Consider the following 24,954-nt stretch of genomic DNA (forward strand, 5'->3'; position numbering starts at 1 on the left):
GCGGCTTCAGCCCGCCTGCAGCAGGTCGACGTAGGCCCCTTCGACGAGCTGGCCGGCATCGATGCCCAGCTGCGCCATGAGCGCGTGCGCCTCCGTGATGCCGGCTTCGTCGGGCTCGCCGTCCTCGAGCACCACTTCCAGTTCGAGGAACTCGCCGAGGCCTTCGACACGGTCGAGGTGCACGCGTGTGCGGCCCACGATGAACAGCCGGCGCTGCTTGCGTACGCGGCCGGCTTGGCCCCAAGCGAGCGTGAGCGATTCGCGCAGCGCATCGGGCGTGCTGGTGGGCGAGATCAGGTAGAACGACGCCTTCGGGCCGCTGCCGTTCGCGCGGCGGTAGAAGATCAGCTCCGCGCGATCGGACGCGAAGGTGCGCAGCTTGAGCCGGTCGCCGCTGTCGTGGCAAAAGAAGAAGGTGTCGTCCTGCGCGATCTCGACCGGGCCCTCGTTGGCCAGCCGCGCGGCCAGCAGCGTCACGCGCTCGATGCTGTCGATGCGTGCCTTGACCTCGATGTTCCTCGCCATCAAGGGGCCGTGCCCTGCGGGCCGACCGGCGGCGGTGCGGCATGGCCGCTCGAACCCGGCGCGAGCTTGCGGCCGAAGGCCTCGCCCACGCGGCGCACCGGCCGGCTGGCTTTTTCCGAGACGTTGTTGACGCCGCGCCGCGTGGCGTTCTCGGCGCGGTCGATGCCGCGGCCGGCGGCGTTGGTGCCGCGCTGCACGCCTTTGACCACCTTGCTGCCCTGCGGCGGCGGCTTGAGCGTCTGTGCGCGCTGCGCACGGGGCGGGTTGTCGGCGCTCTGTGCCTGCGCAACCATTGCGGGCAGCAGAAGCAACAACGCGGCGCCCGCGGTCGCCAGCGCGCAGGCCTGGCTGCGGATCGTCGATGGGGTCTTGGTCGTCGTCATGAGGAACCTCCTTGTTCGTCGGCCGGCTCGGCGGCGCCGGCGCGCGCCATGCGCTCGCTCTTCCAGTACACGTCGTCGCCGCCGTTCATGCGGTTGAGCACGCGCGCCAGCACGAAGAGCAGGTCGCTGAGCCGGTTGAGGTACTGGCGCGGCGCGTCGTTGAGCTGTTCCACGGCGCCGAGCGCCACCACGGCGCGCTCCGCCCTGCGCGCCACCGTGCGGCACACATGCGCGAGCGACGCCGCACGCGTGCCCGCGGGCAAGATGAATTCGGCCAGCCGCGGCAGCACGGCGTTGTGCTCGGCGAGCGCGTTGTCGAGCTGCAGCAATGCATCGGGCTTGAGCAGCGTGAAGCCCGGCATCGAGAGCTCGCCGCCGAGATTGAAGAGCTGGTGCTGCACGTCGACGAGCAGCTCGCGCACAGGCTCTGGCATGAGCTCGCAGAGCAGCACGCCGATCTGCGAGTTGAGCTCGTCCACGTCGCCCATCGCATGCACGCGCAGATGGTCCTTGGGCACGCGCGTGTTGTCGCCGAGGCCGGTGGTGCCGTCGTCACCGGTTCGGGTGGCGATCTGCGAGAGTCGGTTGCCCATGGGTGTTCCTGTCGTTCGTTGGATGGATGTGGGGTCTACGCGAGGGTCGCGGCATCGATCTTGCCGGCCAGCCACTGCAGTCCCGCAAGATGCTGCTGGTCGTGGCTGCACAGGTAGTGCACGAGGCTGCGCAGCGTGAGCGGCCCGTAGCCTTCAAACACCGCGGTGCGCGCGAGCTGTGCGTCGCTCAGGCCCGAGACGATCGCCATCGTGCGCGCTCGGGCAACGCGGAACTCGGCCAGCACGGCCTGCGCATCGGCGCTTGCGTAGGCGCGCGCGATCGCGAGCGGCTCGCTGTCGATCGATGCCAGCAGCGGATGTGCTTCGTCGAGCGTGCGGCGAAAGCGCACGTGGTAGCCCTCGAGCTCGATGTCGCGCACGTGGCAGAGCTGCTCGATCGCCGTGAAGGCTTCGCTCGGAACGCCGTCCCACGACGCCGGCGCCCAGTGCCGGAAGCCCTCCGGGATGACCGCAAAGTGGGCTTCGAGCTGCGAAGGGAAAGCAGCGAGCGCTGCGAGTGTCGTGGGGTTCATGGCGCGTTCCGAAGCGCATTATGGTGCGTGCTCCGTAAAATGGCCGGTCCTGCCCCCAGGCCCCTTTCCAGATCCAGGAGACCGCGATGAACGCCCCGACCACCCCCTCGCACCTGCTGCCGGCGCTTCATCTGCGCGACGTGCCCGAGCGCATGATCGAGGCGCTGAAGACGCGCTTCGGCGCCAACTGCTCCACCGCCATGGCGGTGCGCACGCAGCACGGGCGCGACGAGTCCTCGTTCGATGCACCGCCACCTTCGGCCGTGGTGTTCGCGGAGAGCACGCGGGACGTGGCCGACGCGGTCAAGCTCGCGGGAGAGCACAGCGTGCCGGTCATTCCGTTCGGCGTGGGCTCTTCGCTCGAAGGGCACCTGCTCGCTGTCCAGGGCGGCATCAGCATCGACGTCTCGCGCATGAACCGCGTGCTGTCGATCAATGCCGACGACCTCACGGTGACCGTGCAGCCAGGCGTCACGCGCAAGCAGCTCAACGAAGAGATCAAGAGCACGGGCCTGTTCTTTCCCATCGACCCGGGCGCCGACGCCTCGATCGGCGGCATGACGGCCACGCGCGCGAGCGGCACGAACGCGGTGCGCTACGGCACCATGCGCGAGAACGTGCTCGCGCTCGAAGTGGTCACGGCCAGCGGCGAGGTGATCCGCACCGGCACGCGCGCCAAGAAATCGTCGGCCGGCTACGACCTGACGCGCCTGATGGTGGGCAGCGAAGGCACGTTGGGCGTGGTGACCGAGGTCACGCTGCGCATCTATCCGCTGCCCGAGGCGGTGTCGGCCGCGATCTGCTCGTTCCCGAGCATCGAGGCCGCGGTGCGCACCACCATCGAGACCATCCAGCTCGGCGTGCCGATCGCGCGCGTGGAGCTGATCGACGTGAACACGGTGCGCATGGTCAATGCCTACGCCAAGCTGGGCCTGCGCGAGGAACCGATGCTGCTGATGGAGTTCCACGGCTCGCCCGCGGGCGTGAAGGAACAGGCCGAGACGGTGCAAGAACTCGCGAGCGGCCACGGCGGCAATGCCTTCGAATGGGCCAGCACCCCCGAGGAGCGCACCCGCCTCTGGACAGCGCGGCACAACAGCTATTTCGCGGCCGTGCAGTCGCGCCCCGGCTGCCGCGTGATCTCCACCGACACCTGCGTGCCGATCTCGCGCCTGGCCGACTGCCTGCTCGACTCGGTGGCCGAAGCCGATGCGAGCGGCATCCCCTACTTCCTCGTCGGCCATGTGGGCGACGGCAACTTCCACTTCGGCTACCTGCTCGACCCGAACATTCCCGAGGAACGCGTGAAGGCCGAGGCGCTGAACCATTCGCTGGTCAGCCGCGCGCTCGCGCTCGAAGGCACCTGCACCGGCGAGCACGGCGTGGGGCTGCACAAGATGGACTTCCTCGTGACCGAAGCCGGCGTGGGCGCGATCGACATGATGCGCACGATCAAGCGTGCCCTCGATCCGAAGAACATCATGAACCCCGGGAAGATCTTCAGCCTCTGATCCCCGGGGCCTGCGCGCTTACCTGCGGCGTCGCGCCGGCGCCGGCTGCTCGGCCGGCACATAGGTCTGCGACGGCGCAGCGCCACCGTCCACGCCGAGCCGGCCACCGCCACCAAGTCCCTGGCCGCGCACGGTTTGCGCCTTGTAGTTGCGCAGCGACCGGACCATCTGGTTGAAGGCGTCCATGAAGGCCGCCGCGATCACCTTGCCCTGCGCGGTGTTGGTGTAGCCGCCGAGGCCGCCCGCGCCGCGGTAGCCCGCAAGGCCACCGAAGCCGCCGAAGTCGGTCTTGGACGCGCTGCCTTCCGAGGCGGCCACCTGCACGCCCGAGCGGTTGTCGATCAGCGTCAAGAGCGCCGAGGCTTCCTTGGTCTGCAGGCTGCCGCCGACGGTGGCCAGCGCGCGGCCGCGGCCACCGCCGACCAAGCCTCCGAGCGCTCCGCCAATGCCGCCGGCATCGCTGTTGTTGAACACGATTTCAGGCGAGAGCCCGTAATCGGAAGCGACCATCTGCCCGCGGCCGAAGTTGCTGCCGCCGCGCATCTCGCCCGACTGCATGAGCGCGCGCTCACGCGTCATGGCGCCCATGCCCGCAGCGCCGCGCTCCACCACCACGAAGCAGTTCGACTGCTGCACCAGCAGGCGCAGCAGGTTGGCCGTGGGCGGCAGCTTGTACTGCCCCGTCACCACCGTGTACCAGCCCGCATTGACGTTCTCGATCAGCGAGACGGTGCCGAGCGGCGATTCGCAGCGCTCGAGCTGTCCGCTCTCGCCCGAAGTGGCCGTGCCCGCCGCGCTGCCGGTGGCCATGGTCTTGGCCGACTGGCTGCCCATCTGCATGTCGGTGGTCACGCAACCGCTCAGAACCAGCGCGGCCACGGCCATGCCGGTGAACCTGGTGAACTTCATGATGGGTTCCTCTCTCTCCGTGAGCCGGATACAGCTGTAAGCGGTCAAGAATACGGGCGAGAAAGGTCCCCGGGCAATCCGGCGAAAGGCCGGCGGCCTGGCGCCAAACGCCTATGTCGTTCGGCGGATGCGCTCGATGAGTCCGTTCAGCGCGTCGAGGGAGCCGAAATGGATCGCCAGCTCGCCGCTCTCCTCGATCTTGCCGCCGCGCTTGCTGCGCTTCTTGATGCGCACTTCGACCTCGGCGGTCAGCAGGTCGGCCAGTTCTTCTTCGACCCGCTGCAGGTCGCGCGACTTCTCGGCGTCGTTGCTGCGGCGCGATGGCGTGAGCGTGAATTCGGCGGCCAGCTTCTTCACCAGTGCCTCGGCCTCGCGGACCGACATCTTCTTGGCCGCAATCTGGTTGGCGGCGGTGATCTGCGTGCCGCGGTCGAGCGAGAGCAGCGCGCGCGCATGCCCCATGTCGATGTCGCCGGCCATGAGCATCTGCTGTGCGGGCTCGGCGAGGTTCAGCAGACGCAGCAGGTTGCTGGCCGCGCTGCGCGAGCGCCCCACGGCTTGCGCCGCCTGCTCGTGAGTGAGTCCAAACTCTGCAACTAAGCGTTGCAGGCCTTGCGCTTCCTCCAGCGGGTTGAGGTCTTCGCGCTGGATGTTCTCGATCAGCGACATGGCCGCCGCGGCCTCGTTGGGCACGTCGCGCACCAGCACCGGCACGCGGTCGAGGCCCGCGAGCTTGGCCGCGCGGAAGCGGCGCTCGCCCGCGATGATCTCGTATTCGGCGTTCTTGGCCGCGGCCGAATCCGCATCGAGGCGGCGCACCAGGATGGGCTGCATGATGCCCTGGGCCTTGATGCTTTCCGCCAGTTCGTAGAGCGCGCCTTCGTCCATGCGGGTGCGCGGCTGGTAGACGCCGGCGACCATCTGGTCGAGCATCAGCGTGTGCGGGGCCTGTGCGGCGCCGCCCTCGCCCGCGCCGTTGGTGTCGGCGGACGAAGGCGCAGCCGTCGGGCCGAGCAGTGCTTCGAGGCCGCGTCCGAGTCCCTTGGGTTTCTTGGTCGCCATCAGTGCGTGTCTTTCGAGAGGTCGTTCAGGAGTTGCCGGCCCTCGGGCCAGTCGCCCAGGCCGGATTCAGCATTCAGGTGACCGCCGTGGCCGGCATCGACGAAGCGTGCGCCCCAGTCGGCCGCCATCTGGCGCGAGCGCGAGACATCGCTATACGGATCGTCATCGGCTGCGATCAGCACGGCCTTGAACGGCAGCGGCTGGCGCATGATCGGCGCCCAGCCCGGAATCAGCTGGCGCAGGTCGTCGCGCTCGACGTCGCCCGGTGCCACCAGCAGCGCACCGCGCACCTTGTGCGTGTTGCGCGAATGAGCGGCCCAGGCGGCCACGAGGATGCAGCCCAGGCTGTGCGCGGCAAAGACCACCGCGCCAGGGGCGGCCAGCACTTCTTCCTCGAGCCGCGCCGACCAGTCGCCGCGCAGCGGCCGCATCCACTCGTGCTGCTCGACGCGGCGGTCGCCATGAAGCGATTCCCAGCGCGTCTGCCAATGGCCCGGCCCGCTGTTCTGCCAGCCGGGCAGCAGCAGGACGCGGGGCCCCGCGGCAGCTTCGTCGTTCAAGTCCATGCCGGAGCTCACGCGCTCTTCTCGCTGGCGGCATCGGACGCAGCCGCGGGTGCGAGCACATCCTCGGGCAAGGAGAGCGGCGCCGATGCCGGGGATGTGGCGGCAGCCGGCGGTGCGGGAGCGATCGAGGCAAAGGCGCTCGCGGGCGGCATCTTCTGCACCAGCTCGCTGGCGAAGGCGACAAAAGCCTGGCTCCCGCGCGCCGCGGGGTCGAACACCACGCCCGGCAGGCCGTAGCTCGGCGCCTCGGCCAGGCGCACGTTGCGCGGGATCACGGTGTCGAACACCTTGTCGCCGAAATGCGCCTTGAGCTGCTCGCTCACCTGCTGCTGCAGCGTGATGCGCGGATCGAACATCACGCGCAGGAGCCCGATGATCTGCAGGTTCTTGTTGAGGTTGGCGTGCACCTGCTTGATGGTGTTGACGAGATCGGTCAGCCCTTCGAGCGCGAAGTACTCGCACTGCATCGGCACGATCACGCCGTGCGCCGCGCACAGGCCGTTGAGCGTGAGCAGGCTGAGGCTAGGCGGACAGTCGATCAGCACGAAGTCGTATTCAGCGCCCACGGCTGCCAGCGCCGTGCGCAGCCGCTTCTCACGCCGGTCGAGCGCCACCATCTCGACCTCGGCACCGGCCAGTTCGCGGTTGGCGCCCAGCACGTCGTAGCCGCAGCCGCCTTCCACCAGCTTGTCGGCCTTGACGCGCGCCTCGGCGACCGACGCCGACTCGAGCAGCACGTCGTACACCGTGAGCTCGAGCTGGCGCTTGTCGATGCCCGAGCCCATGGTGGCGTTGCCCTGGGGATCGAGGTCGATCATCAGCACCCGTTGCCCTACCTTGGCGAGCCCGGCCGCGAGGTTGACCGTGGTGGTGGTCTTGCCGACGCCGCCCTTCTGGTTGGCAATGCAAAAAATCTTGGCCATCGGATCAGCGGGAAATGGCGAGCTTGATGCCGAAGGCGATCAGGAAGATCCCCGCGAGCTTCTCGAGCGCGCCGGAGATGCGCGGATTGGCACGGATGCGCTCGGCCAGGAAGTGGGTGAGCAGCGTCGAGGTCAGGCCGTACAGGAAGGTCAGCACGGCGATCGTGAGCGCCATGGCGCCGAAAGTGACCACGCCCTGGTGGCGCGCAGGGTCCACGAACAGCGGGAAGAAGGCCATGTAGAACACGATGGCCTTGGGATTCAGCAGCGTGATCGCGAACGCCTGGCGCAGGAAATGGCTCGGGCGGATGTGGAGGATCGGCGCGGAGCCGGGCTTGGCCAACAGCATCCGGGCACCCAGCCATGCAAGGTAGGCCGCGCCAAGCCATTGCACCGCTGTGAACGCCGCCGGGTAGGTGGCCAGTACGGCCGACACGCCAGCCACCGCAGCCCACATCAGGCACTGGTCGCCGAGGATCACGCCCATGGTGGCGGCCAGCCCGCCCTTGATTCCGCCCTTGCTGGTCGAGGTGATCAGCGCGAGGTTGCCCGGGCCGGGAATCAACAGAAAGAGGACGATGGCGGCGACGAATGCGCCGTAGTCAGCGATGCCGAACATGGGAATTGCCTCGAAGAAAGAGAACCAGGGGAGGCGTCGAGTCTAAGGCAGTGCGCCGCGGCGAAACCCGTCTGTGCCCGGCTTTTGCGACAGCCGGTCCGCCTTTTCGCAGTTCAATCCGCCTGCTTGCGCGCCCAGACGATGCAGCGCTCGCCCTCGAGACCCGGCACCGTCAGTTGTTCCACGTGAAACACAGCGACCTTCGGCGGCAAGGTGGCCAGCTCTTCGGCGGGCACCTTGCCCTTCATCGCGAGCCAGAGGCCTTCCGGTGTGAGCAGGTGCATCGAGCCACTGAAGAAATCCGGCAGCGAGGCAAACGCGCGGCTGCTGATGAGTTCATAACTGCCCGACAACGATTCGACGCGCGCATGCAGCCCGCGCAGATTCCGGATCTCGAGCTCGGCCGCAACCTGTTGTACGAAGGCCGCCTTCTTGGCCACCGCATCGAGGCAGGTGACTTCAAGGTCGGGCCGCAGGATTGCGATCACCACGCCCGGGAGCCCACCGCCCGAACCCACGTCGAGTAGCCTGCCCTGCCCTGCCCACTCGCGTTGCAGCGGCGCCACCGCCGCGATGCTGTCGAGCAGATGATGGGTCAGCACGCTTGACGGGTCGCGCAGCGCCGTCAGGTTGTAGACCTTGTTCCACTTGAGCATGAGGCTGCCGTATGCCAGCAGTTGCTCGGCCTGGGCTTGCGACAGGCTCGTGCCCAGGGCGGCTGCGCCATCACGCAGCGTGTCGATCGGCGCGCTCATCCGGCGGGTGTTTCCACTGCAGCATCGGCGGCGGCATCGCGGCTGAACGCCTTGTGCCCTCCTTTTCGCAGATGAATCATCAGCAGGGAAATTGCCGCGGGCGTCACGCCCGAGATGCGGGACGCCTGGCCCAGGGTCTCGGGCCGGTGCTTGGCGAGCTTGTCGCGCACTTCAAAACTCAATGCCTGGACCTGACCGTAATCGAAGTCGGCCGGCAGGCGCAGGTTCTCGAAGTGCGCCGCACGTTCGACCTCGTCGTGCTGCCGCTCGATGTAGCCTGAATACTTGGCCGAGATCTCGATCTGCTCGATTTCGCTGTCGCCTAGCGCCATTTCCGCGCCGTACTTGCCGCCGTCGAGCGACATCAAGGTCTCGTAGCTCACATCGGGCCGGCGCAGCAGGTCGGCCAGGTTGTATTCGCGCTCAATCGCCTTGCCGAGCACACGCTCCGACTCGGCCGCGGGCAGGTTGCGCGGATTCACCCAAATCGACTTGAGCCGCTGTGTTTCACGTGAAACAGCATCCCGTTTGCGGCTGAAAGCGTCCCACCGCGCGTCATCGACAAGGCCCAGCTTGCGGCCGGTCTCAGTGAGCCGCATGTCGGCGTTGTCCTCGCGCAGCTGCAGTCGGAACTCGGCGCGGCTCGTGAACATGCGGTACGGCTCGGTCACACCCTTGGTGATCAGGTCGTCAACCAGCACGCCGAGGTAGGCCTCGTCGCGGCGCGGCAGCCAGGGCAATTCGCCTCGGCACTGCAATGCGGCATTGACGCCGGCAAACAGACCCTGTGCAGCGGCTTCCTCGTAACCGGTAGTGCCGTTGATCTGGCCCGCAAAGAACAAGCCCTGGATCGACCGCGTCTCAAAGCTGCTCTTGAGTTCACGCGGATCGAAGTAGTCGTATTCGATGGCATAGCCGGGACGCAGGATGTGGGCGTTCTCCAGCCCGGGCATCGAACGCACGAGCTGGTATTGGATGTCGAACGGCAGGCTCGTCGAGATGCCGTTGGGGTAGTACTCGTTCGTGGTCAGCCCTTCGGGCTCGAGAAAGATCTGGTGGCTTTCCTTGTCCGCAAATCGGTTGATCTTGTCTTCCACGCTCGGGCAGTAGCGCGGGCCGACACCGTCGATCTTGCCGGTGAACATCGGGCTGCGGTCGAACCCCGAGCGAATGATCTCGTGCGTGCGCGCGTTGGTGTGGGTGATCCAGCACGCCATCTGCTGCGGATGCATGTCGGTTCGGCCCATGAAGCTGAACACGGGCATCGGCCCTGCCCCGCCCGGCATGCCGTCGCCGGGTTGTTCGGTGCACTTCGAGAAATCGATGGTCCGGCCGTCGAGGCGCGGTGGCGTGCCGGTCTTGAGCCGGCCCTGCGGCAGCTTGAGTTCCTTGAGCCGCGCCGACAGACTGACCGCCGGCGGATCGCCTGCGCGCCCGGCCTGGTAGTTGTCGAGCCCCACATGGATGCGGCCATCGAGAAAGGTGCCCGCGGTCAGCACCACAGCGCGTGCGCGAAAGGCGATGCCAACCTGGGTGACGGCACCGACAACGCGATCGCCCTCGACCATGAGGTCGTCGACGGCCTGCTGGAACAGGCTCAGGTTGGGCTGGTTCTCGAGCCGGTGGCGGATCGCCGCCTTGTAGAGAACGCGGTCAGCCTGCGCCCGCGTGGCGCGTACGGCGGGACCTTTGCTCGAATTGAGGATCCGGAACTGGATGCCGGCCTCGTCGGTGGCGATGGCCATGGCCCCGCCGAGTGCGTCGACCTCCTTGACCAGATGGCCCTTGCCGATTCCGCCGATCGAGGGGTTGCAGCTCATCTGCCCCAAGGTCTCTATGTTGTGGGAAAGCAGCAGGGTCTTGGCGCCCATGCGGGCGGACGCAAGCGCGGCCTCGGTGCCGGCGTGGCCACCGCCAACGACGATCACATCGAATTCTTCGGGGTACAGCATGAAAGGGGGGCGCACCACTGACGCGTGCGCTGCGCAAAGGGGGCATCGATTTTAATCGGGGGTGCCGGTCTGCGCGCGGTGTACGGGCAATTGGGGGGCGGCCGAAGTGCTTGGACCGAAAAGGCGCCGACGCCTTTGCTATCAATGCGGTGATGCTATCAAATTTATAGCATTGACCTGGTCAGGCGGCGCGACGGTGCAGTGGCAATTCCCAATCCGCCTGGGTCACGAGCAGAACCCGCACCACACGGTGGGCGGGGCTCTGCAATAACTGGCCGAGCGACAGCATGCGTGGCCAATGCGGTACCAGCCGGTGCGTCAATCGATGGCCTTCTTGACCGCACCGACCCCCAGCACCGCGAGCACCACGAACAGCAGGGCCAGTGCGAGGAACAGGCCAAACAGCAGCTTCGCGATACCGGCCGCACCCGCCGCGATGCCGCCGAAGCCCAACAGGGCCGCGACGAGCGAGATGACGGCAAAAATGATGGCGTACTTCAACATCTGTTTCTCCTTGGGCAGGCGCTGTGCCCGCCATGCGGCGAAGCTTAAAGAACGCATGTGCGCACGACCGATAGTCGGCCTGCGCGTGAGCCCGTAGGACAAAAACGCGCCACAGGCGCGCCCGGGACGCGCATGACGCAAACCCGCTAGCATCGCGCGGTCATCGGTTCTTTCACATTCATCATTCCAAGCTGGAGATTCCTCGCATGAAGCTGTACTACTCGCCCGGCGCCTGTTCGCTCTCACCCCACATCGCGCTGAAGGAGGCGGGCATTGCCTTCGAACCGGTGCTCGCGAGCACCAAGAGCCACAAGCTGCAGGATGGCACCGACTACTACGGGATCAATCCGCTGGGCTATGTGCCGATGCTCGAACTCGACGACGGCACGCGCCTGCGCGAAGGTCCGGCGATCGTCCAGTACATCGCCGACCTCGCGCCAACCAAGAACCTCGCGCCGGCCGCCGGCACCCTGCAGCGCTACCGACTGCAGGAATGGCTGACCTTCATCGGCACCGAGATGCACAAGGGCTTCAGCCCGCTGTTCAACGCCGCGATGCCCGAGGAAGCCAAGACGATCTTCAAGGACAAGCTCAAGTCGCGCTACCAATGGCTCGACGGACAACTCGCAGACCGCCAATACCTCATGGGCGAGCACTTCAGCGTGGCCGATGCCTACCTGTTCACCGTCACCAACTGGACCAAACCGACCAGCGTCGACATCTCGGACTTCGCGAACCTCCAGGCCTGGCACGCACGCGTCGGTGCGCGCCCGGCGGTGCAGGAAGCGATGAAGGCAGAAGGCCTGCTGAAGTAAGCCGAAGCGCCCGGAAGCATGCGCGCGCTCTCGATCCCGGGTCAGGGGCGCCAGGCGGCACCGGCGCGCACCGCCCCACCTAGCAGCATTCGGACAACCGTGCGAAAGCACGGATTCGGGTTGCAGGTTTAGCCTCGCGCCTGTTCCCACTCTTCCGGTTGATATCCCATGCCCACCCTCTTCGACCCCGTGCAAGCCGGCGACCTGCAGCTCGCCAACCGCATCGTGATGGCGCCGCTCACGCGCAACCGGTCGCCCAATGCGATCCCGACAGAGATGGCCGCGACCTACTACGCGCAGCGCGCCTCGGCCGGCCTGCTCATCACCGAGGCCACGGCGATCAGCCACCAGGGCCAGGGCTACGCGGACGTGCCCGGTCTCTACGGCACCGAGCAGCTCGACGGATGGAAGCGCGTGACCGAGGCCGTGCACGCCAAGGGCGGCAAGATCGTGGTGCAGCTCTGGCATGTTGGCCGCGTCTCGCACACCGAACTGCAGCCCGATGGCGGCAAGCCGGTCGCGCCGTCGGCCATCACCGCCAAGACGAAGACGGTGCTGATCAAGGACGGCGTGCCGACATTCGTCGAAACCTCCGAGCCGCGTGCGCTTGATGCCGAAGAAATTCCCGGCATCGTTCACGCCTATGCCGCGGCCGCGCGCAACGCTGTCGAAACCGCTGGCTTCGACGGCGTGGAACTGCACGGCGCCAACGGCTACCTGCTCGACCAGTTCCTGAAGGACGGCAGCAACAAGCGCACCGACGACTACGGCGGCAGCATCGAGAACCGTGCCCGCCTGCTGCTCGAAGCCACGCGCGCGGTGGTCGACGCGGTCGGTGGCGGCCGCACCGGCATCCGGCTGTCGCCCGTGACGCCGGCCAACGACGCGCACGATGCCGATCCGCAGCCGCTCTTCACCTACGTGGTGCAGCAGCTCGCGCCACTCGGCCTGGCCTACATCCACGTCATCGAAGGTGCCACCGGCGGCCCGCGCGAGATCGAGGACCGCCCGTTCGACTACGAGGCGCTCAAGGCCGCCTACCGCGCGGCCGGCGGCAAGGCCGCCTGGATGGTCAACAACGGCTACGACAAGCCGCTCGCGGAACAGGCCGTGAAGGAAGGCGACGACCTCGTCGCCTTCGGCAAGCCCTTCATCGCCAACCCCGACCTCGTGCGCCGCCTGCGCGAGAACGCAGCGCTCAATGCCGTCGACAAGGCCACGATGTACGGTGGCGGCGCCAAGGGCTACATCGACTATCCGACGCTCGACTGACGCGGCGGCTCCGCACGCACACCCCATGCGCAGGCTTGCCGTACCCCAGGACCTCGAAGCGGTCTTCGACATCTACATGCACGAGCGCGTCGTGCCCTTCCTGGGCTACGACCCGATGCCGCTCGACCCGTTCCGCCCGATCTTCGACGAGTTGGTCGGCTGCGGCTGCTTCTACGTGTACGAAGCGGACGGTCGCATCGCGGGCTTCTACCGCGCCACGCGCTACCCGGGACGCGCCAGCCACGTGGCCTGCTTCGGCACGCTCGCGGTCGACCCGGCGCTACACGGCCGAGGCATTGCACAGGCCATGGTGCGCGATGCTATCAAGCAACTCGAGGCAGAGGGAGTGAAGCGCATCGAGCTCTATGCCGAGGCCGACAACACGGGGGCCTTGCGTTTCTACGAGAAGCTCGGCTTCGAGCGCGAAGGCGTGCTGCGCAAGTTCTACAAGCGCGCGGGCGAAACCGACTACGTCGACGATCACCTGCTCGCACTGCTGATCGATTGACGCGGCTTCCAGCGCCGCAGCAGCAGCGCGTTGGCCATCACGCTCACGCTCGAGAGCGCCATCGCAGCGCCGGCCACCACCGGGCTGAGCCAGCCGATTGCGGCCAACGGAATGCCGGCCACGTTGTAGGCAAAGGCCCAGAACAGGTTCTGCCGGATCTTCGCGACGGTGCGCGCCGAGAGTTCGAGCGCTTCGCCCACGAGCACCAGGTCGCCGCGCATCAGCGTGATGCCCGCGGCTTCCATCGCCACGTCGGTGCCGCCGCCCGAGGGTGCCATCGCCATGCCCACGTCGGCCGCAGCCAGTGCGGGGGCATCGTTGGCGCCGTCGCCGACCATCGCGACCACATGGCCGTCGCGCTTCAGCGCAGCGACCTGCGCGGCCTTGTCGCCGGGCAGCACTTCGGCCCGCACATCGGCCGCCTCGATACCGAGCCGCGCGGCCATGGCTTCGGCCGCGCGCCGGTTGTCGCCCGAGATCATCACCACGCGCAGGCCGCGCGCGCGCAGCGTGCGAACGGCTTCGGCGGCCTCCGGCTTGGGCTCGTCGGCAAAGGCGAGCAGCGCCTCTACCTGGGCCGCGCCGGCCGCGTCGAAGCGCAGCAATGCCGACACGGTCGCACCTTGCGCATGCAGGCCTTCGATCTGCGCGGCATCGGGCTCCGCCCCGAGTTCCGCGCACCAGCGCAGGCTCGCGATGGCCCATTGCTCATCGCTGCCCGCGCCACCGACCTCACCGCGCACGCCGCGTCCCGGCATCGCCTGCATCGCGCCGAGCGGCGGCGCCTGCACACCGCGCTCGGCCGCGGCAGCGAGCACCGCACGCGCCAGTGGATGCTCGCTGCCGCCCTGCAGACTGGCGGCCGTGGCCAGCAATGCGGCCTCGGTGCGCTGGCTGCCCGCTCCCGCCGGCAGCAGCGCCGTGAGCACAGGCCGCCCAACGGTCAGCGTGCCGGTCTTGTCGAAGGCGATGGTGTCGACACGGTGGGCGACTTCGAGCGCGCGCGCATCCTTCACGAGGATGCCGCGCCGCGCCGCCACGCCGGTGCCGGCCATCACCGCCACCGGCGTGGCAAGGCCGAGGGCACACGGGCAGGCGATCACCAGCACTGCCACCGCATGGACCAGCGCCGCCTCGATGCCAGCGCCCATCCACAGCCAGCTCCCCAGGGTGGCGAGCGCAATCACGAGCACCACCGGCACGAACACGGCCGCGACCTTGTCCACCAGGCGCTGGATCGGCGCCTTCGCGGCCTGCGCATCCTCGACCAGCCGGATGATGCGCGCGAGCACGCTTTCGGCGCCCACCGCGCTGACCTCCACCACCAGGCGCCCATCGCCGTTGACCGAACCGCCCGTGAGCGCCTGGCCCGGCCCCTTCGGCACCGGCAGCGGCTCGCCGGTGAGCATCGACTCGTCGACCTCGGAATGGCCTTCGACCACGCGCGCATCCGCCGGCACACGCTCGCCGGGCCGCACGGCGAGCCGGTCGCCCGCCATGAGTTCGGCCACGGGCACGTCGCTCTCGCCGCGCGGGCCGACGAGATGCGCCACCTCCGGGCGCAATTGCTGCAAGGCACGGATCGCCGAGGTCGCCTGGCGCTTGGCGCGCGCCTCGAGCCATTTGCCGAGCAGGACCAGCGTGATCACCATGGCCGAAGCCTCGAAATACAGGTGCGGCATCGCGCCGTGCCCTGCGTGCGCCCCCGTGGCGGCGCGCCACCAGAGCCAGAGCGACAAGCCGAAGGCCGCGCTGGTGCCGAGCGCCACCAGCAGATCCATGTTGCCGGTGCCTGCGCGCGCGGCATGCCAGCCCGCGCGGTAGAAGCGCGCACCGAGCCAGAACTGCACCGGCGCGGCCAGCAGCAATTGCAGCCACGGCGGCAGCATCCAGTCGTGGCCCCAGGGCTGGCCGAGCATCGGTGCCATCAGCGGGATCGAGAGCAGCAGGCCGATCGCGACCGGCCCGAAGCCCTGCCAGCGCGACGGCTCGGCCGCCGCGGCATCGACCTCGTCGGCGCTGCGCGGCTCGTAGCCGGCAGTGCGGATCGCGCGGCGCAGGCGTGCCTCGAGGTCTTCGGTGCCCGCCGCCACGATGCGGGCCGATTCGGTCGCGAGGTTCACGCTGACTTCCTGTACGCCCGGCACGCTCTTGAGCGCGCGCTCGACGCGCATGACGCAGGAGGCGCAGGTCATGCCGCCGACGGAAAGCTGGCTGGTCCGCATGGCCAAGCGGGAATCGTTTTGCAGAGTTTCCATGCGCCAAGGCTAAAGCCTCACATCATGGCAAGGTCAAGCAGTCGGCGTGCAGTGCCCCTTCGCTGGACATTGACATCGTGAGAGGGTTCAAACTGAGGCTTCTTCGATTCGGTCCATCTTCAATCATTCAGAGGAGCCAAAACGATGAGTCAGAAATTCCAGGTCTCGGGCATGAGCTGCGGTCATTGCGTGAGCGCGGTGCAGAACGCGGTGCAGACGGTCGACCCCGAGGCACAAGTCACGGTCGATCTCGAAACCGGCCATGTCGACGTGCTCAGCCAACAACCGCGCTCGGACCTCGTGGCGGCCATCGAAAACGCCGGCTACGCGGTGAAATGAACATGGGGGCGAGCGTCTCCATTGGCGAAGCCGCACAGCGCTCGGGCGTTTCTGCGCGCATGGTGCGGCACTACGAAGGCCTCGGCCTCCTGCCCGCCGTGGCGCGCACCGAAAGCGGCTACCGCCAGTACGGCGACACCGACATCCACACGCTGCGCTTCATCAAGCGTTCGCGCGACCTCGGTTTCTCGATGGAGGAAATCGCGGAACTGGTGGGGCTGTGGCACAACCGGCGCCGCGCCAGCGCGAGCGTCAAGCGCATCGCGCAGAAGCACCTCGGCGAACTCGAACAGCGCATTGCCGACATGCAGGCGATGCGCAACACGCTCGCCCATCTGGTGCACTGCTGCCACGGCGATGCGCGGCCCGAGTGCCCGATCCTCGACGACCTCGCACACTGAGGAGCGCAGCGCCGGGCCGCCCCAAGCAAGCTCGCTCCCGCCTGGCGGGAAGGCGCGCAGCGCCAAGGGTGCACCAGTGAGCGGTGTAGTGACGTTCAGGCCCCCCTGACCAGCGCCATCACCTTCGCGGTGTCGAGGGTGCGCGCCTTTTCCTGGATCGCGGGCAGGTACTGGGTCTGCAGGCTCTTGCCTTCCTGCACCACGCCCGCAAACGTGTCCTTGAGCATCTGCGTCGACAGCGTGCGGCCGCCCGCGTAATAGCGCTTGGCCACATGGCCCAGCGCATAGGTGGACGCGAAGCTCATCCCCGAACTCACGGCCTGGTTGCCGATGCCACGCAGCAGTCCACCGCCCATCTTGCCGAGCAGGCCGCCGAGCAGCTTGCGCCCGGCCTGTTCGAGGTACTGCGAGGTCAGGCCCACGCCCACCGTCGCGATGAAATCCTTGATGTGGCCGCTGTCGAGGTCATAGCCGTGTGCCTTGCCGATGCGGTAGACCAGCTTCATCTGCAGCGGAATGATCGCCATGGTCGACAGCGTCTCGGGCAGCAGTTCGAGTGCGCCGTTGAGGATGGCTGCATTGAGGATGGATTTGTCGAGCTCGGCGCCATCCACCGTGCTGGTTGCGGCCGCCGCGGCGCCGGTGGCTACCGGCACGGCCGCGATCTCTTCGGCCTGCCTCGAGAACTGGACGGCAGAGGCATCGAGCCCGAGCGAGGTGCGCAGGTCGGCGAGGAACATGCGCTCCGCCTCCGACTGCGTGCCGTCCGCGTCGCACACGCAGACGGCCATCTCGTAGGCCAGCTGCTTCGACTCGCTGCTCTGGAGATCGCCGGCCGCCCCGGCCAGCGACACGCGCTTCATCAGCACGTCCTGGTAGAGCGTCGGCAGGTTCACGCCGTCGGCCTGCGACAGGCCTTCGGCGATGCGCTTGATCTCGGCGCGTTCGCGCTCGTGTTTCTCGCCGTCGACGAAAGCGGCCAGCAGGCTGAGGGTCACGATGGCCCTGGTTTCGGAGGTGGTCACGTTCGGTATTTCCGCAGGTTGAAGGACAAGGTTCGTTCGGCAAAGTCCCCTAAGGTTCCACCGCCGGTTCTCCCGACAAAGCTTGGGCAACTCTGTGGATAAACAACGCACTACTTTGTAAGACGAAGGTAAGTGTTTGATTTTCAAGGCGAATCAACAGTCTGCTCAATTAAACAGCAACCGGTTTCTTTGCACCAAAGTTGTCTTTGGCAGATTTGCGCCGCGCTGTCAAAGGACAACCCTGGGGAGATTTTCGGCACAAGCAGGTGGTTATCCACAGGGGCGGGCCGCGCCGCAATGTTGTTCCTTTTGGCGCGACACCACGGAAGCGCAGCTGCGCACAGTGACGCGGGTGTGACAAGTGCCTGTCACACAACGGGAAAAGAGGCCTGTCCACAGGAGAGGGCCTCCCTTACCTACTACTACTAATTTGAATAAGAGAATTAAGAAAGAGATACAGCGCCAGCGCCTCGCGCAAGAAAAAAGCCGCGAAGGGCCCCGCCGTGTTCGCGGCGCCACGCGCACAACGCGGCCGCTCCCGCGCTGCGTTGCCTCGCTAACATCCGGGGATGAGTTTCAAACCGCGGATCCTGATCGCCGAGGACGAATCGGGCATTGCCGACACGCTGCAGTACGTGCTCCAGAGCGACGGCTTCACGCCCGTGTGGTGCGCTACGGCTGAAGAGACCATCGCGCAGTTCGCCAAAGAGCCGCCAGCGCTCGCGATCCTCGACGTCGGCCTGCCCGATCTCAACGGTTTCGAACTCTTCAAGCGGCTGCGTGCGCTGAACCAGTCGCAGGGCGGTGCCGAAGTGCCTATGCTGTTCCTGACCGCGAGAAGCGACGAGATCGACCGCGTGGTGGGGCTCGAACTCGGCGCCGACGACTACATTGCCAAGCCCTTCTCGCCGCGTGAACTGGTGGCCCGGGTGCGCACCATTCTTCGGCGCAGCGCAAGAACGAGCGCTGGAGGGGTAGCAGCACCGGCCGGCGGGCTCCCCCATCAAAACGCGCCCGCGGCGCCTTCAGCGCCTTCGCAGACCCCTGCAATGCCGTTCTTGCTCGACATCGAACGCATGCAGATACGCTATTACGGGCGCCTGCTCGAACTCTCGCGCTACGAATACGGTCTGCTGCGCTTGCTCGTGCAGCGTCCGGGCCGGGTCTTCACGCGCGACGAACTGCTGCAGCTGGTCTGGGACGATGCGAGCGAGAGCTTCGACCGCACCGTCGATGCGCACGTGAAGACGCTGCGCGCCAAGCTCAAGGCGATCGCGCCCGAGGTGGAGCCGATCCGCACGCTGCGCGGCACCGGTTATGCGCTGAACGAGGAACTCCCATCAGCCGTATGACATCGGCTTCGGCATGTTTTTTCGCGGAACACCGCGGAACCGGCTTTGCCGGGCCGCTGGTGTTGCCCCCGGTGAGGGGGTGGGCGAAGCGACACGCAGTGCGCGAAGACTGGGGGAGAGCCTGATGTCTCGTCGAACGCGGATCTTCATCGGGATCTTGCTGATCTACACGGCGGGCATCGCGTTCCTGCTGTACCGCGTGGTCGCCGACATCGATCCGCGCTACCGCGAATCGGCCGAGGAATCGCTGGTCGAGATCTCACAGCTGCTCGCGAGCCTGGTCGAGCAAGACGTGATCGCCGGCGCCATCAACACCGCGCGCCTCGAGCCGCTGTTTCGCAGCGTCTATGCGCGCGAGTTCTCGGCGCAGATCTACAACCTGCACAAGAACCGCGTCGAGCTGCGTGTCTACGTCACCGACCGCAGCGGGCGCGTGATGTTCGATTCGCTCGGCCGACACCTGGGCGAGGACTATTCCAACTGGAGCGACGTGCGGCGCACGCTCGGCGGCATCTACGGCGCGCGCACGACGCGCGACGTCGAGGCCGATCCGCGCACCTCGGTGATGTACGTGGGCGCGCCGATCCGCTGGAACAACGAGATCGTCGGCATGGTCAGCGTCGGCAAGCCGGTGCAGAGCTTCGGCCAGTTCGTCGACGACGCACGCGCCCGCACGCTGTGGGTCGGCGTGGGCTCGGGCCTGGCGCTGCTGGTGCTGGCGGTGATCGTCTCGGTCTGGCTGGTGCGGCCTTTCGGGCTGATCTCCGACTATTGGGCCTGGGTGCGCGCGCAGCGCAGTCTGAGCATCGGGCGCATGGCGCGCCGCGCGGTGGATGCGGTGCGCACCGGCTTCAGCGAGATGCGCGACACCCTGACGGGCCGCAACTACGTGGCGGACTATGTGCAGAACTTCACGCACGAAGTGAAGAGCCCGCTGTCGGCGATCCGCGGCGCGGCCGAGCTGCTGCAGGAGCCTTCGATGCCGCACGCGGAGCGCGAGCGGTTCCTGCGGAACATCGCGCGCGAGACGCAGCGCATCCAGGAGATCGTCGACCGCATGATGGAACTCACCGCGCTTGAAGCGCGGCGCGGGCTCGACCGTACCGAGCCGGTGGCGCTGGCCTTGCTGATCGATGACATCGCCAGCAGCGCCCAGCCTGCGGCGGCCAGGCGCAACATTCGCGTGCGCGTCGACATCCGCGCCGAGGCCACCGCCGAAGGCGATCCGTTCCTGCTGCGCCGCGCGATCAGCAACCTGCTGGACAACGCGATCGACTTTTCGCCCACCGACAGCGAGGTGCTGCTCACGCTCGAGACCACCTCGAAACTCGCGCGCGTGACCGTGCGCGACCGCGGGCCGGGCATTCCCGACTACGCGAAAGAGAAGGTCTTCCAGAAGTTCTATTCGCTCGCGCGGCCGCACAGCCGCAAAAAGAGCACCGGCCTCGGGCTGGCCTTCGTGAAGGAGATCGCCGCGCTGCACGGTGGTCGCATCGAGCTCGGCAATGCCGCGCGCGGCGGCGCGGTGGCTACGCTCACGCTGCCGCTCATGTCAGCGCACTGAGGCGAGCTTTTCTTACTGGCCGGTCAGTGCACCGTAGGCCGCCCGCGTTGAGGGGCTCACGGCACCGAGCAATTGTTCGTAAGAGGTCTTGTGCCGCGCCAGCATGCGCGCCGAGGCCACCGCCTTCGACTTGCAGAACCAGTGGCAGGTGTGTTGCATCAGGAACAGTTCGGCCGACATGGTGAAGGCCTTGGCCTTGGGCGTGCGGCCCGCCTCGTTGCGCATCGTCTCGGCGATGCCGCGGGCGTGGATGACGAGTGCTTCGCGCATGTCGAAGGTCGCGGCCGGGAACAGCGTGTGGGCGAACGGAATGGCGAGCGGCAGCTTGCTCACGCGTGCATCGGCCGGCTCGATCCGCGCGAAGGCAGCGGCGAAGCGGTCGAATTCGCCCGAGAGCTTCTGCTCGGTCGCGTCGAGCATGCGCCAGATCTGCTCGCGCCGCGCGGGATCGTCTTCGCCGAGGCAGCGCAGGTAGCCGTCGGTGAGCGTTTCCATGAGTCGCTCGATCTGGAAATTGCCGAGATGGCTGGCGAGCAGCACGATGCGCTGGCGCTGTTCACGGGACTTGAGCAAGTGGCCGCCGATGGCGATCAATGCCACCAGGATGAGTATTTCCATGGATGCAGGCAGAAGGAGAAAAAAGAGGCAGCAGCGGGAGAAGCGGACGGCGCCAAGTGTAGAGACCCGGCAACGTGCTTTCTCCCGCCACCCTCCCCTGCCGGTTACCGGAAGAACTCGAGGATGCGGTTGCGCTCCTCCGGTGGTGGCGGCGGACCGAGCGGCATGAGCTCTTGCGGCGGCATGGGCGCCTCAACGGGTTCGATGCCCAGGCTCGCGATGTTGTGACCCGGCGTGAACTCGTCGAAATACCATTCGCCGTCGATGTTGGCCACGCCTGCGGGTTCGGGAATGCGGCTCACGGGCACGCCCTTGAGCGCCGACTGCATGTAGCCGATCCAGATCGGCAGGCTCAGGCTGCCGCCGGTCTCGCCGCGCACGCCGAGTTGGCGCGGCGTGTCGTAGCCGATCCAGGCGATGCCCACGTTGGTCGGCTGGAAGCCCGCGAACCAGGTGTCGAACGAATCGTTGGTCGTGCCGGTCTTGCCGAACAGGTCGTCGCGCTTGAGAGCCTGGTGCGCGCGTGCCGCGGTGCCGCCGCGCACCACGCTCTGCAGCAGCGAATCCATGATGAAGGCGTTGCGCTCGGGGATTGCGCGGCGGCTTTCGTCGAGCACGGGCGGTTCGGTCTCGACCAGCACCTTGTCGCGCAGGTCGGTGATGCGCGTCACGAGGTACGGGTTGACCTTGTAGCCGCCATTGGCGAACACCGAGTAGGCCGTGGCCATCTGCATCGGCGTGACCGAGCCGGCGCCGAGCGCCATCGGCAGGTAGGCGGGGTGCTTGTCGCGGTCGAAGCCGAAGCGCGTGATCCACTCCTGCGCGTAAGGTGCGCCGATCGACTGCAGGATGCGGACGGTGACGAGGTTCTTCGACTTCATGAGCGCGGTGCGCAGCGGCATCGGGCCTTCGAAACCGCCATCGTAGTTCTTCGGCTCCCAAGCCTGCTGGCCGTTGGGACCGGCCTCGAAGTACAGCGGCGCGTCGTTCACGATGGTGGCGGGCGTGAAACCCTTCTCGAGCGCGGCCGAATAGATGAAGGGCTTGAAGCTCGATCCCGGCTGGCGCCAGGCCTGCGTGACGTGGTTGAACTTGTTCTTGCCGAAGTCGAAGCCACCGACCAGCGACTTGATCGCGCCGGTGCGCGGATCCATCGAGATGAAGGCGCCTTCCACTTCGGGCAGCTGGGTGATTTCCCAGGTGTTCTTCGGCGTCTTCGCGACGCGGATCACCGCGCCGCGGCGGATCTTGATGTGCGGCGGCGCCTTGGCCGCGAGCCCCGACTGCGCGGGCCGCAATCCTTCGCCGGTGATCTGCACCGCCTCGCCGTTGGCGCGCACCGCCTCGATCTCCCTGCTGCCGGCCTTCAGCACCACGGCAGCCATCACGTCGCCGTTGTCGGGGTGCTCGGCCAGCGCGTCGTCGACGGCTTCGTCAAGCTGCTGCGGATCGTCGGGCAGGTCGACGAAGCGTTCGGGTCCGCGGTAGGGCTGGCGCCGCTCGTAGTCCATGATGCCCTTGCGCAGCGCCTTGTAGGCCGCAGCCTGGTCGGCCGCCACGAGCGAGGTGTAGACCTTCATGCCACTGGTATAGATGCTGTCGCCGTACTGCGCGTACATCGTCTGGCGCACCGTCTCGGCCACGTGTTCGGCATGCAGCCGGTTCGGGTCGGCCGCGTCGCGCAGTTGCAGCTCTTCGCTCTTGGCAGCGGCCGCCTGCTCGGCGGTGATGAAGCCGGTCTCCTGCATGCGGTCGATCACGTAGAGCTGGCGCGCACGCGCGCGGCGCGGATTGACCACCGGGTTGTTGGCGCCCGGTGCCTTCGGCAGGCCAGCGAGCATCGCCGCCTCGGCGGTGGTGACGTTCTGCAGCGGCTTGCCGAAATAGGCCTCGGCGGCGGCCGCGAAGCCATAGGCCCGATTGCCGAGGTAGATCTGGTTCAGGTAGATCTCGAGGATCTGGTCCTTGGTGAGTTGCTGTTCGAGCCGCAGTGCAAGCAGGATTTCGTAGGTTTTGCGCGTCAGCGTGCGTTCCGAACTCAGGTAGACGTTGCGCGCCACCTGCATCGTGATGGTCGAGGCGCCCTGCTGGCGTCCGCCCTTGAGGCTCGCGACCGCGGCGCGCATGAAGCCGATGTAGTCGACGCCGCCATGCTCGTAGAAGCGCGCGTCCTCCACGGCGAGCACGGCGTCCTTCATGACCTTGGGAATGCTTGCGAACGGCGTGAGCGTGCGGCGCTCTTCGCCGAATTCGCCGATCAGCGTGCCTTCGGCGGTGTACACGCGCAGCGGCAGCTTGGGCCGGTAGTCGGCGAGTTCGGAAATGTCGGGCAGCCGCGGGTAGATGACCGCAACGGTCACGACGGCGGCCACGAGCAGCACCATTGCTGCACCGCCGGCCGTGATGGCGCTCCACCGCGCGATGCGCCGCAGCCGCTGCGAGCGGGCCGCGTCGGCGGTGGAAGAAGAGGAATCGTCCATGGGGAAATCAGAAGTGAGAAAAAACAGTCAGTTGCATTGGTTACACCGAAGGCGCCGCCTCTGGTGAGACTGGCGCCGGTGCACGGTGGTTCCCGGCCGACAGTGCGTACCAGTCGACCTTGCGTGTGGCGAGCATCAGGATGGCGAGCATGCCGAACGTCAGCAGGGCGCCGAGCAGCAGCGCATTGCTTTCCGACGCCAGCAGCCCGTAGAGCGCGCCATAGAGTACCGCGACATAGGCCCCGAAACCCACGCCGCGCTGCCAGCTTTGCAGCACGGCGCTGAAATAGACAGCAAGCAGCAGCACGCTCGCACCGGCCGCGCCGGCATAGGCCATCCAGAACGCGAACTTCTCCGACAGCGCGAGCAGCAGCAGGAAGAACAGCGCGATCGACAGGCCAACCAGCCCGTACTGCACCGGATGCATGCGCTGGCGGCGGAACAGTTCGAACATGAAGGCCGCCATGATCACCAGTCCGATGAAGAGCGCACCGTACTTGCCGGCGCGCGTGCTCATCGAATACACGTTGACCGGCTGCGCGAGCGAAACGTCGAAGCTCTGGATCGACAGCGCCTGCTTCCAGCTGCCGGCGCCGAGTGCCGCGCGCACCTCTTCGCGCGCCGAAGTCACGAGCGACGATACACGCCAGCGCGCATCGAAGCCTTGCGGCGTCACTTGCCGCTCGGTGGCCAGGAACCGGCCGCCGAAGCTCGGATGCGCCCAGGGCGAGCGCAGGTGCGCGGTGGTCTCGTCAGCGATCGGCACCAACGCGAGCGTGTCCTGGCCCACCAGGCCAAGCTTCATCTCGAAGGGCATGGGCGCCTTGGCTTCCCAGGCGGCGAGCGCCGCGCCGGACAGCGGTGCATGGATGCCGCGGGCCAGTGCGGCATCGCCCGCGATGCCAGGCACGCGCTGCCGAAAGCGCAGTGCTTCGCCGGTCATCGCGATCGTCGGCGAGCCGTCGAGGCCGCGCAGGTCGCTGGTGCCGAAGACGACGACCGGTGCCTTGAATTCGATCTTCGATGCGGTCTCGCTGTGCGCCACGGAGGCCGGATCGAAAGCCGCGAAGGCACCCGTCAACGTGGCGTCGAGCGTATAGAAAGGAATCTTGAAGATGCCGCGGTAGCGTTCCTGCGGCGCCATCGATCCTTCGATGTGCAGCTTGTCGGGAAACACCACGTGCGCCCTCTCCTTGCTGCGCGCTTCCTGGCCGATCACCGTGCCCTTCGGATCGCGCAGCGGCTCCAGCCAGCGCTCGACGTACGGCACCAGCAGCAACGGGCCGACGACGGTCTGCGGGCCCGCATAGGTGGCGGCAAGCTCGTTGGCTGCTTCGCGCTGGCTTTGGCCGCGCTCGCGGTTGAGCGAATCGATCCGCGCCAGCGGAATGCACAGCAGCAGCGTGAGCAACAGCAACCCCGCCACCTTCACGAGCATCGAGCCCTGCAGGCTCTTCAGCAATTGGGACATGGAACTTCTCCTCTTG

At 67.2% G+C, this 24,954-nt stretch carries 25 protein-coding genes; 8 read left to right on the top strand and 17 right to left on the bottom strand.

Features of this window, described 5'->3' with window-relative positions:
* Window positions 1-6: 6 nt before the first annotated feature.
* The 4 genes from AC3A6G_RS18090 to AC3A6G_RS18105 are packed head-to-tail and all read right to left on the bottom strand — an operon-like array spanning window position 7 to window position 2,034.
* Window positions 7-525, bottom strand: a complete 519-nt coding sequence (locus AC3A6G_RS18090; RefSeq protein WP_487874395.1) for a class IV adenylate cyclase — start codon at window positions 523-525, stop codon at window positions 7-9.
* Window positions 525-908: a hypothetical protein gene (locus AC3A6G_RS18095; RefSeq protein WP_487874242.1), complete on the bottom strand. Its 384-nt coding sequence runs from the start codon at window positions 906-908 to the stop codon at window positions 525-527. The genes AC3A6G_RS18090 and AC3A6G_RS18095 overlap by 1 nt, the downstream gene beginning before the upstream one ends.
* A complete protein-coding gene (locus AC3A6G_RS18100; RefSeq protein WP_487874243.1) occupies window positions 905-1,501 on the bottom strand; it encodes a cob(I)yrinic acid a,c-diamide adenosyltransferase in 597 nt (198 codons plus the stop codon). The genes AC3A6G_RS18095 and AC3A6G_RS18100 overlap by 4 nt, the downstream gene beginning before the upstream one ends.
* A gap of 35 nt (window positions 1,502-1,536) precedes the next feature.
* Window positions 1,537-2,034: a DinB family protein gene (locus tag AC3A6G_RS18105; protein ID WP_487874244.1), complete on the bottom strand. Its 498-nt coding sequence runs from the start codon at window positions 2,032-2,034 to the stop codon at window positions 1,537-1,539.
* Between the two features lie 86 nt (window positions 2,035-2,120).
* Here AC3A6G_RS18105 and AC3A6G_RS18110 point away from each other — a divergent pair, with 86 nt between their 5' ends.
* A complete protein-coding gene (locus AC3A6G_RS18110; protein ID WP_487860720.1) occupies window positions 2,121-3,545 on the top strand; it encodes an FAD-binding oxidoreductase in 1,425 nt (474 codons plus the stop codon).
* An 18-nt stretch (window positions 3,546-3,563) separates the two neighbouring features.
* Here the strand turns inward: AC3A6G_RS18110 and AC3A6G_RS18115 are convergent, their stop codons facing one another.
* The 8 genes from AC3A6G_RS18115 to AC3A6G_RS18150 all read right to left on the bottom strand — a co-directional run bounded on the left by AC3A6G_RS18115 (window position 3,564) and on the right by AC3A6G_RS18150 (window position 10,835).
* Entirely contained in the window at window positions 3,564-4,454 is an 891-nt protein-coding gene (locus tag AC3A6G_RS18115; protein ID WP_487864463.1) for a CsgG/HfaB family protein, read from the bottom strand.
* A gap of 111 nt (window positions 4,455-4,565) precedes the next feature.
* A complete protein-coding gene (locus tag AC3A6G_RS18120; RefSeq protein ID WP_487860722.1) occupies window positions 4,566-5,516 on the bottom strand; it encodes a ParB/RepB/Spo0J family partition protein in 951 nt (316 codons plus the stop codon).
* Window positions 5,516-6,082 (bottom strand): RBBP9/YdeN family alpha/beta hydrolase, encoded by a 567-nt coding sequence (locus AC3A6G_RS18125; RefSeq protein ID WP_487860723.1) that lies wholly within the window; start codon window positions 6,080-6,082, stop codon window positions 5,516-5,518. Before AC3A6G_RS18125 ends, AC3A6G_RS18120 begins: the two co-directional genes overlap by 1 nt.
* Window positions 6,083-6,090: 8 nt before the next feature.
* Window positions 6,091-7,005, bottom strand: a complete 915-nt coding sequence (locus tag AC3A6G_RS18130) for a ParA family protein (RefSeq protein WP_487860724.1) — start codon at window positions 7,003-7,005, stop codon at window positions 6,091-6,093.
* Between the two features lie 4 nt (window positions 7,006-7,009).
* The gene (locus AC3A6G_RS18135) at window positions 7,010-7,624 is read right to left on the bottom strand and encodes a LysE family transporter (RefSeq protein ID WP_487860725.1); all 615 of its coding nucleotides are present in this window, start codon (window positions 7,622-7,624) and stop codon (window positions 7,010-7,012) included.
* A gap of 113 nt (window positions 7,625-7,737) precedes the next feature.
* Window positions 7,738-8,379 (bottom strand): 16S rRNA (guanine(527)-N(7))-methyltransferase RsmG, encoded by a 642-nt coding sequence (gene rsmG / locus AC3A6G_RS18140; protein ID WP_487860726.1) that lies wholly within the window; start codon window positions 8,377-8,379, stop codon window positions 7,738-7,740.
* On the bottom strand, window positions 8,376-10,331 hold the full coding sequence (gene mnmG / locus AC3A6G_RS18145; RefSeq protein ID WP_487864465.1) for a tRNA uridine-5-carboxymethylaminomethyl(34) synthesis enzyme MnmG: 1,956 nt from the start codon (window positions 10,329-10,331) through the stop codon (window positions 8,376-8,378). Before mnmG ends, rsmG begins: the two co-directional genes overlap by 4 nt.
* 318 nt (window positions 10,332-10,649) lie before the next feature.
* Window positions 10,650-10,835, bottom strand: coding sequence for a DUF1328 family protein (locus AC3A6G_RS18150; RefSeq protein ID WP_280814496.1), 186 nt, complete (start codon window positions 10,833-10,835; stop codon window positions 10,650-10,652).
* Between the two features lie 206 nt (window positions 10,836-11,041).
* Between AC3A6G_RS18150 and gstA the strand changes: the two genes are divergently transcribed.
* The 3 genes from gstA to AC3A6G_RS18165 all read left to right on the top strand — a co-directional run bounded on the left by gstA (window position 11,042) and on the right by AC3A6G_RS18165 (window position 13,430).
* Complete coding sequence (gene gstA, locus AC3A6G_RS18155; RefSeq protein ID WP_487860727.1) at window positions 11,042-11,650, top strand: glutathione transferase GstA; 609 nt, start codon at window positions 11,042-11,044, stop codon at window positions 11,648-11,650.
* Between the two features lie 168 nt (window positions 11,651-11,818).
* Window positions 11,819-12,922 carry an alkene reductase gene (locus AC3A6G_RS18160; protein ID WP_487874245.1) on the top strand — a complete coding sequence of 368 codons (1,104 nt, stop codon included), beginning with the start codon at window positions 11,819-11,821 and terminating at the stop codon, window positions 12,920-12,922.
* Window positions 12,923-12,947: 25 nt separating this feature from the next.
* The gene (locus AC3A6G_RS18165; protein WP_487874246.1) at window positions 12,948-13,430 is read left to right on the top strand and encodes an N-acetyltransferase family protein; all 483 of its coding nucleotides are present in this window, start codon (window positions 12,948-12,950) and stop codon (window positions 13,428-13,430) included.
* On the opposite strand, the gene AC3A6G_RS18170 is transcribed toward AC3A6G_RS18165, so the two are convergent.
* Window positions 13,403-15,688, bottom strand: coding sequence for a heavy metal translocating P-type ATPase (locus tag AC3A6G_RS18170; RefSeq protein WP_487874247.1), 2,286 nt, complete (start codon window positions 15,686-15,688; stop codon window positions 13,403-13,405). The two genes, AC3A6G_RS18165 and AC3A6G_RS18170, sit on opposite strands and share 28 nt — an antisense overlap.
* A gap of 144 nt (window positions 15,689-15,832) precedes the next feature.
* Between AC3A6G_RS18170 and AC3A6G_RS18175 the strand changes: the two genes are divergently transcribed.
* Together AC3A6G_RS18175 and cueR are read left to right on the top strand one after the other, a co-directional pair.
* Window positions 15,833-16,027 carry a heavy-metal-associated domain-containing protein gene (locus tag AC3A6G_RS18175; RefSeq protein WP_487874248.1) on the top strand — a complete coding sequence of 65 codons (195 nt, stop codon included), beginning with the start codon at window positions 15,833-15,835 and terminating at the stop codon, window positions 16,025-16,027.
* A 2-nt stretch (window positions 16,028-16,029) separates the two neighbouring features.
* Window positions 16,030-16,428 carry a Cu(I)-responsive transcriptional regulator gene (cueR, locus tag AC3A6G_RS18180; protein ID WP_487860732.1) on the top strand — a complete coding sequence of 133 codons (399 nt, stop codon included), beginning with the start codon at window positions 16,030-16,032 and terminating at the stop codon, window positions 16,426-16,428.
* A 95-nt stretch (window positions 16,429-16,523) separates the two neighbouring features.
* Here cueR and AC3A6G_RS18185 read toward each other — a convergent pair whose 3' ends face one another.
* The gene (locus tag AC3A6G_RS18185) at window positions 16,524-17,453 is read right to left on the bottom strand and encodes a YcjF family protein (RefSeq protein ID WP_487860733.1); all 930 of its coding nucleotides are present in this window, start codon (window positions 17,451-17,453) and stop codon (window positions 16,524-16,526) included.
* 569 nt (window positions 17,454-18,022) lie between these two features.
* On the opposite strand from AC3A6G_RS18185, the gene creB reads away from it, so the two are divergent.
* Together creB and creC are read left to right on the top strand one after the other, a co-directional pair.
* Complete coding sequence (gene creB, locus AC3A6G_RS18190) at window positions 18,023-18,805, top strand: two-component system response regulator CreB (RefSeq protein WP_487874249.1); 783 nt, start codon at window positions 18,023-18,025, stop codon at window positions 18,803-18,805.
* Window positions 18,806-18,929: 124 nt separating this feature from the next.
* Window positions 18,930-20,369, top strand: coding sequence for a two-component system sensor histidine kinase CreC (gene creC, locus AC3A6G_RS18195; RefSeq protein WP_487864471.1), 1,440 nt, complete (start codon window positions 18,930-18,932; stop codon window positions 20,367-20,369).
* A gap of 12 nt (window positions 20,370-20,381) precedes the next feature.
* On the opposite strand, the gene AC3A6G_RS18200 is transcribed toward creC, so the two are convergent.
* From AC3A6G_RS18200 to creD, 3 genes are all read right to left on the bottom strand, one after another.
* On the bottom strand, window positions 20,382-20,987 hold the full coding sequence (locus AC3A6G_RS18200) for a hypothetical protein (protein WP_487874250.1): 606 nt from the start codon (window positions 20,985-20,987) through the stop codon (window positions 20,382-20,384).
* Between the two features lie 104 nt (window positions 20,988-21,091).
* Window positions 21,092-23,467 (bottom strand): penicillin-binding protein 1A, encoded by a 2,376-nt coding sequence (locus AC3A6G_RS18205; protein ID WP_487860737.1) that lies wholly within the window; start codon window positions 23,465-23,467, stop codon window positions 21,092-21,094.
* Between the two features lie 40 nt (window positions 23,468-23,507).
* On the bottom strand, window positions 23,508-24,938 hold the full coding sequence (creD, locus tag AC3A6G_RS18210; RefSeq protein WP_487874251.1) for a cell envelope integrity protein CreD: 1,431 nt from the start codon (window positions 24,936-24,938) through the stop codon (window positions 23,508-23,510).
* Window positions 24,939-24,954: the final 16 nt, after the last annotated feature.

This window comes from Variovorax sp. Soil_C_26, from assembly GCF_057657075.1.

What these genes read in the sequence shown, in the direction of transcription:
- AC3A6G_RS18090 (WP_487874395.1), bottom strand. Translation starts at nt 525, where the DNA reads ATGGCGAGGAACATCGAGGTCAAGGCACGCATCGACAGCATCGAGCGC.
- AC3A6G_RS18095 (WP_487874242.1), bottom strand. Translation starts at nt 908, where the DNA reads ATGACGACGACCAAGACCCCATCGACGATCCGCAGCCAGGCCTGCGCG.
- AC3A6G_RS18100 (WP_487874243.1), bottom strand. Translation starts at nt 1,501, where the DNA reads ATGGGCAACCGACTCTCGCAGATCGCCACCCGAACCGGTGACGACGGC.
- AC3A6G_RS18105 (WP_487874244.1), bottom strand. Translation starts at nt 2,034, where the DNA reads ATGAACCCCACGACACTCGCAGCGCTCGCTGCTTTCCCTTCGCAGCTC.
- AC3A6G_RS18110 (WP_487860720.1), top strand. Translation starts at nt 2,121, where the DNA reads ATGAACGCCCCGACCACCCCCTCGCACCTGCTGCCGGCGCTTCATCTG.
- AC3A6G_RS18115 (WP_487864463.1), bottom strand. Translation starts at nt 4,454, where the DNA reads ATGAAGTTCACCAGGTTCACCGGCATGGCCGTGGCCGCGCTGGTTCTG.
- AC3A6G_RS18120 (WP_487860722.1), bottom strand. Translation starts at nt 5,516, where the DNA reads ATGGCGACCAAGAAACCCAAGGGACTCGGACGCGGCCTCGAAGCACTG.
- AC3A6G_RS18125 (WP_487860723.1), bottom strand. Translation starts at nt 6,082, where the DNA reads ATGGACTTGAACGACGAAGCTGCCGCGGGGCCCCGCGTCCTGCTGCTG.
- AC3A6G_RS18130 (WP_487860724.1), bottom strand. Translation starts at nt 7,005, where the DNA reads ATGGCCAAGATTTTTTGCATTGCCAACCAGAAGGGCGGCGTCGGCAAG.
- AC3A6G_RS18135 (WP_487860725.1), bottom strand. Translation starts at nt 7,624, where the DNA reads ATGTTCGGCATCGCTGACTACGGCGCATTCGTCGCCGCCATCGTCCTC.
- rsmG (WP_487860726.1), bottom strand. Translation starts at nt 8,379, where the DNA reads ATGAGCGCGCCGATCGACACGCTGCGTGATGGCGCAGCCGCCCTGGGC.
- mnmG (WP_487864465.1), bottom strand. Translation starts at nt 10,331, where the DNA reads ATGCTGTACCCCGAAGAATTCGATGTGATCGTCGTTGGCGGTGGCCAC.
- AC3A6G_RS18150 (WP_280814496.1), bottom strand. Translation starts at nt 10,835, where the DNA reads ATGTTGAAGTACGCCATCATTTTTGCCGTCATCTCGCTCGTCGCGGCC.
- gstA (WP_487860727.1), top strand. Translation starts at nt 11,042, where the DNA reads ATGAAGCTGTACTACTCGCCCGGCGCCTGTTCGCTCTCACCCCACATC.
- AC3A6G_RS18160 (WP_487874245.1), top strand. Translation starts at nt 11,819, where the DNA reads ATGCCCACCCTCTTCGACCCCGTGCAAGCCGGCGACCTGCAGCTCGCC.
- AC3A6G_RS18165 (WP_487874246.1), top strand. Translation starts at nt 12,948, where the DNA reads ATGCGCAGGCTTGCCGTACCCCAGGACCTCGAAGCGGTCTTCGACATC.
- AC3A6G_RS18170 (WP_487874247.1), bottom strand. Translation starts at nt 15,688, where the DNA reads ATGGAAACTCTGCAAAACGATTCCCGCTTGGCCATGCGGACCAGCCAG.
- AC3A6G_RS18175 (WP_487874248.1), top strand. Translation starts at nt 15,833, where the DNA reads ATGAGTCAGAAATTCCAGGTCTCGGGCATGAGCTGCGGTCATTGCGTG.
- cueR (WP_487860732.1), top strand. Translation starts at nt 16,030, where the DNA reads ATGGGGGCGAGCGTCTCCATTGGCGAAGCCGCACAGCGCTCGGGCGTT.
- creB (WP_487874249.1), top strand. Translation starts at nt 18,023, where the DNA reads ATGAGTTTCAAACCGCGGATCCTGATCGCCGAGGACGAATCGGGCATT.
- creC (WP_487864471.1), top strand. Translation starts at nt 18,930, where the DNA reads ATGTCTCGTCGAACGCGGATCTTCATCGGGATCTTGCTGATCTACACG.
- AC3A6G_RS18200 (WP_487874250.1), bottom strand. Translation starts at nt 20,987, where the DNA reads ATGGAAATACTCATCCTGGTGGCATTGATCGCCATCGGCGGCCACTTG.
- AC3A6G_RS18205 (WP_487860737.1), bottom strand. Translation starts at nt 23,467, where the DNA reads ATGGACGATTCCTCTTCTTCCACCGCCGACGCGGCCCGCTCGCAGCGG.
- creD (WP_487874251.1), bottom strand. Translation starts at nt 24,938, where the DNA reads ATGTCCCAATTGCTGAAGAGCCTGCAGGGCTCGATGCTCGTGAAGGTG.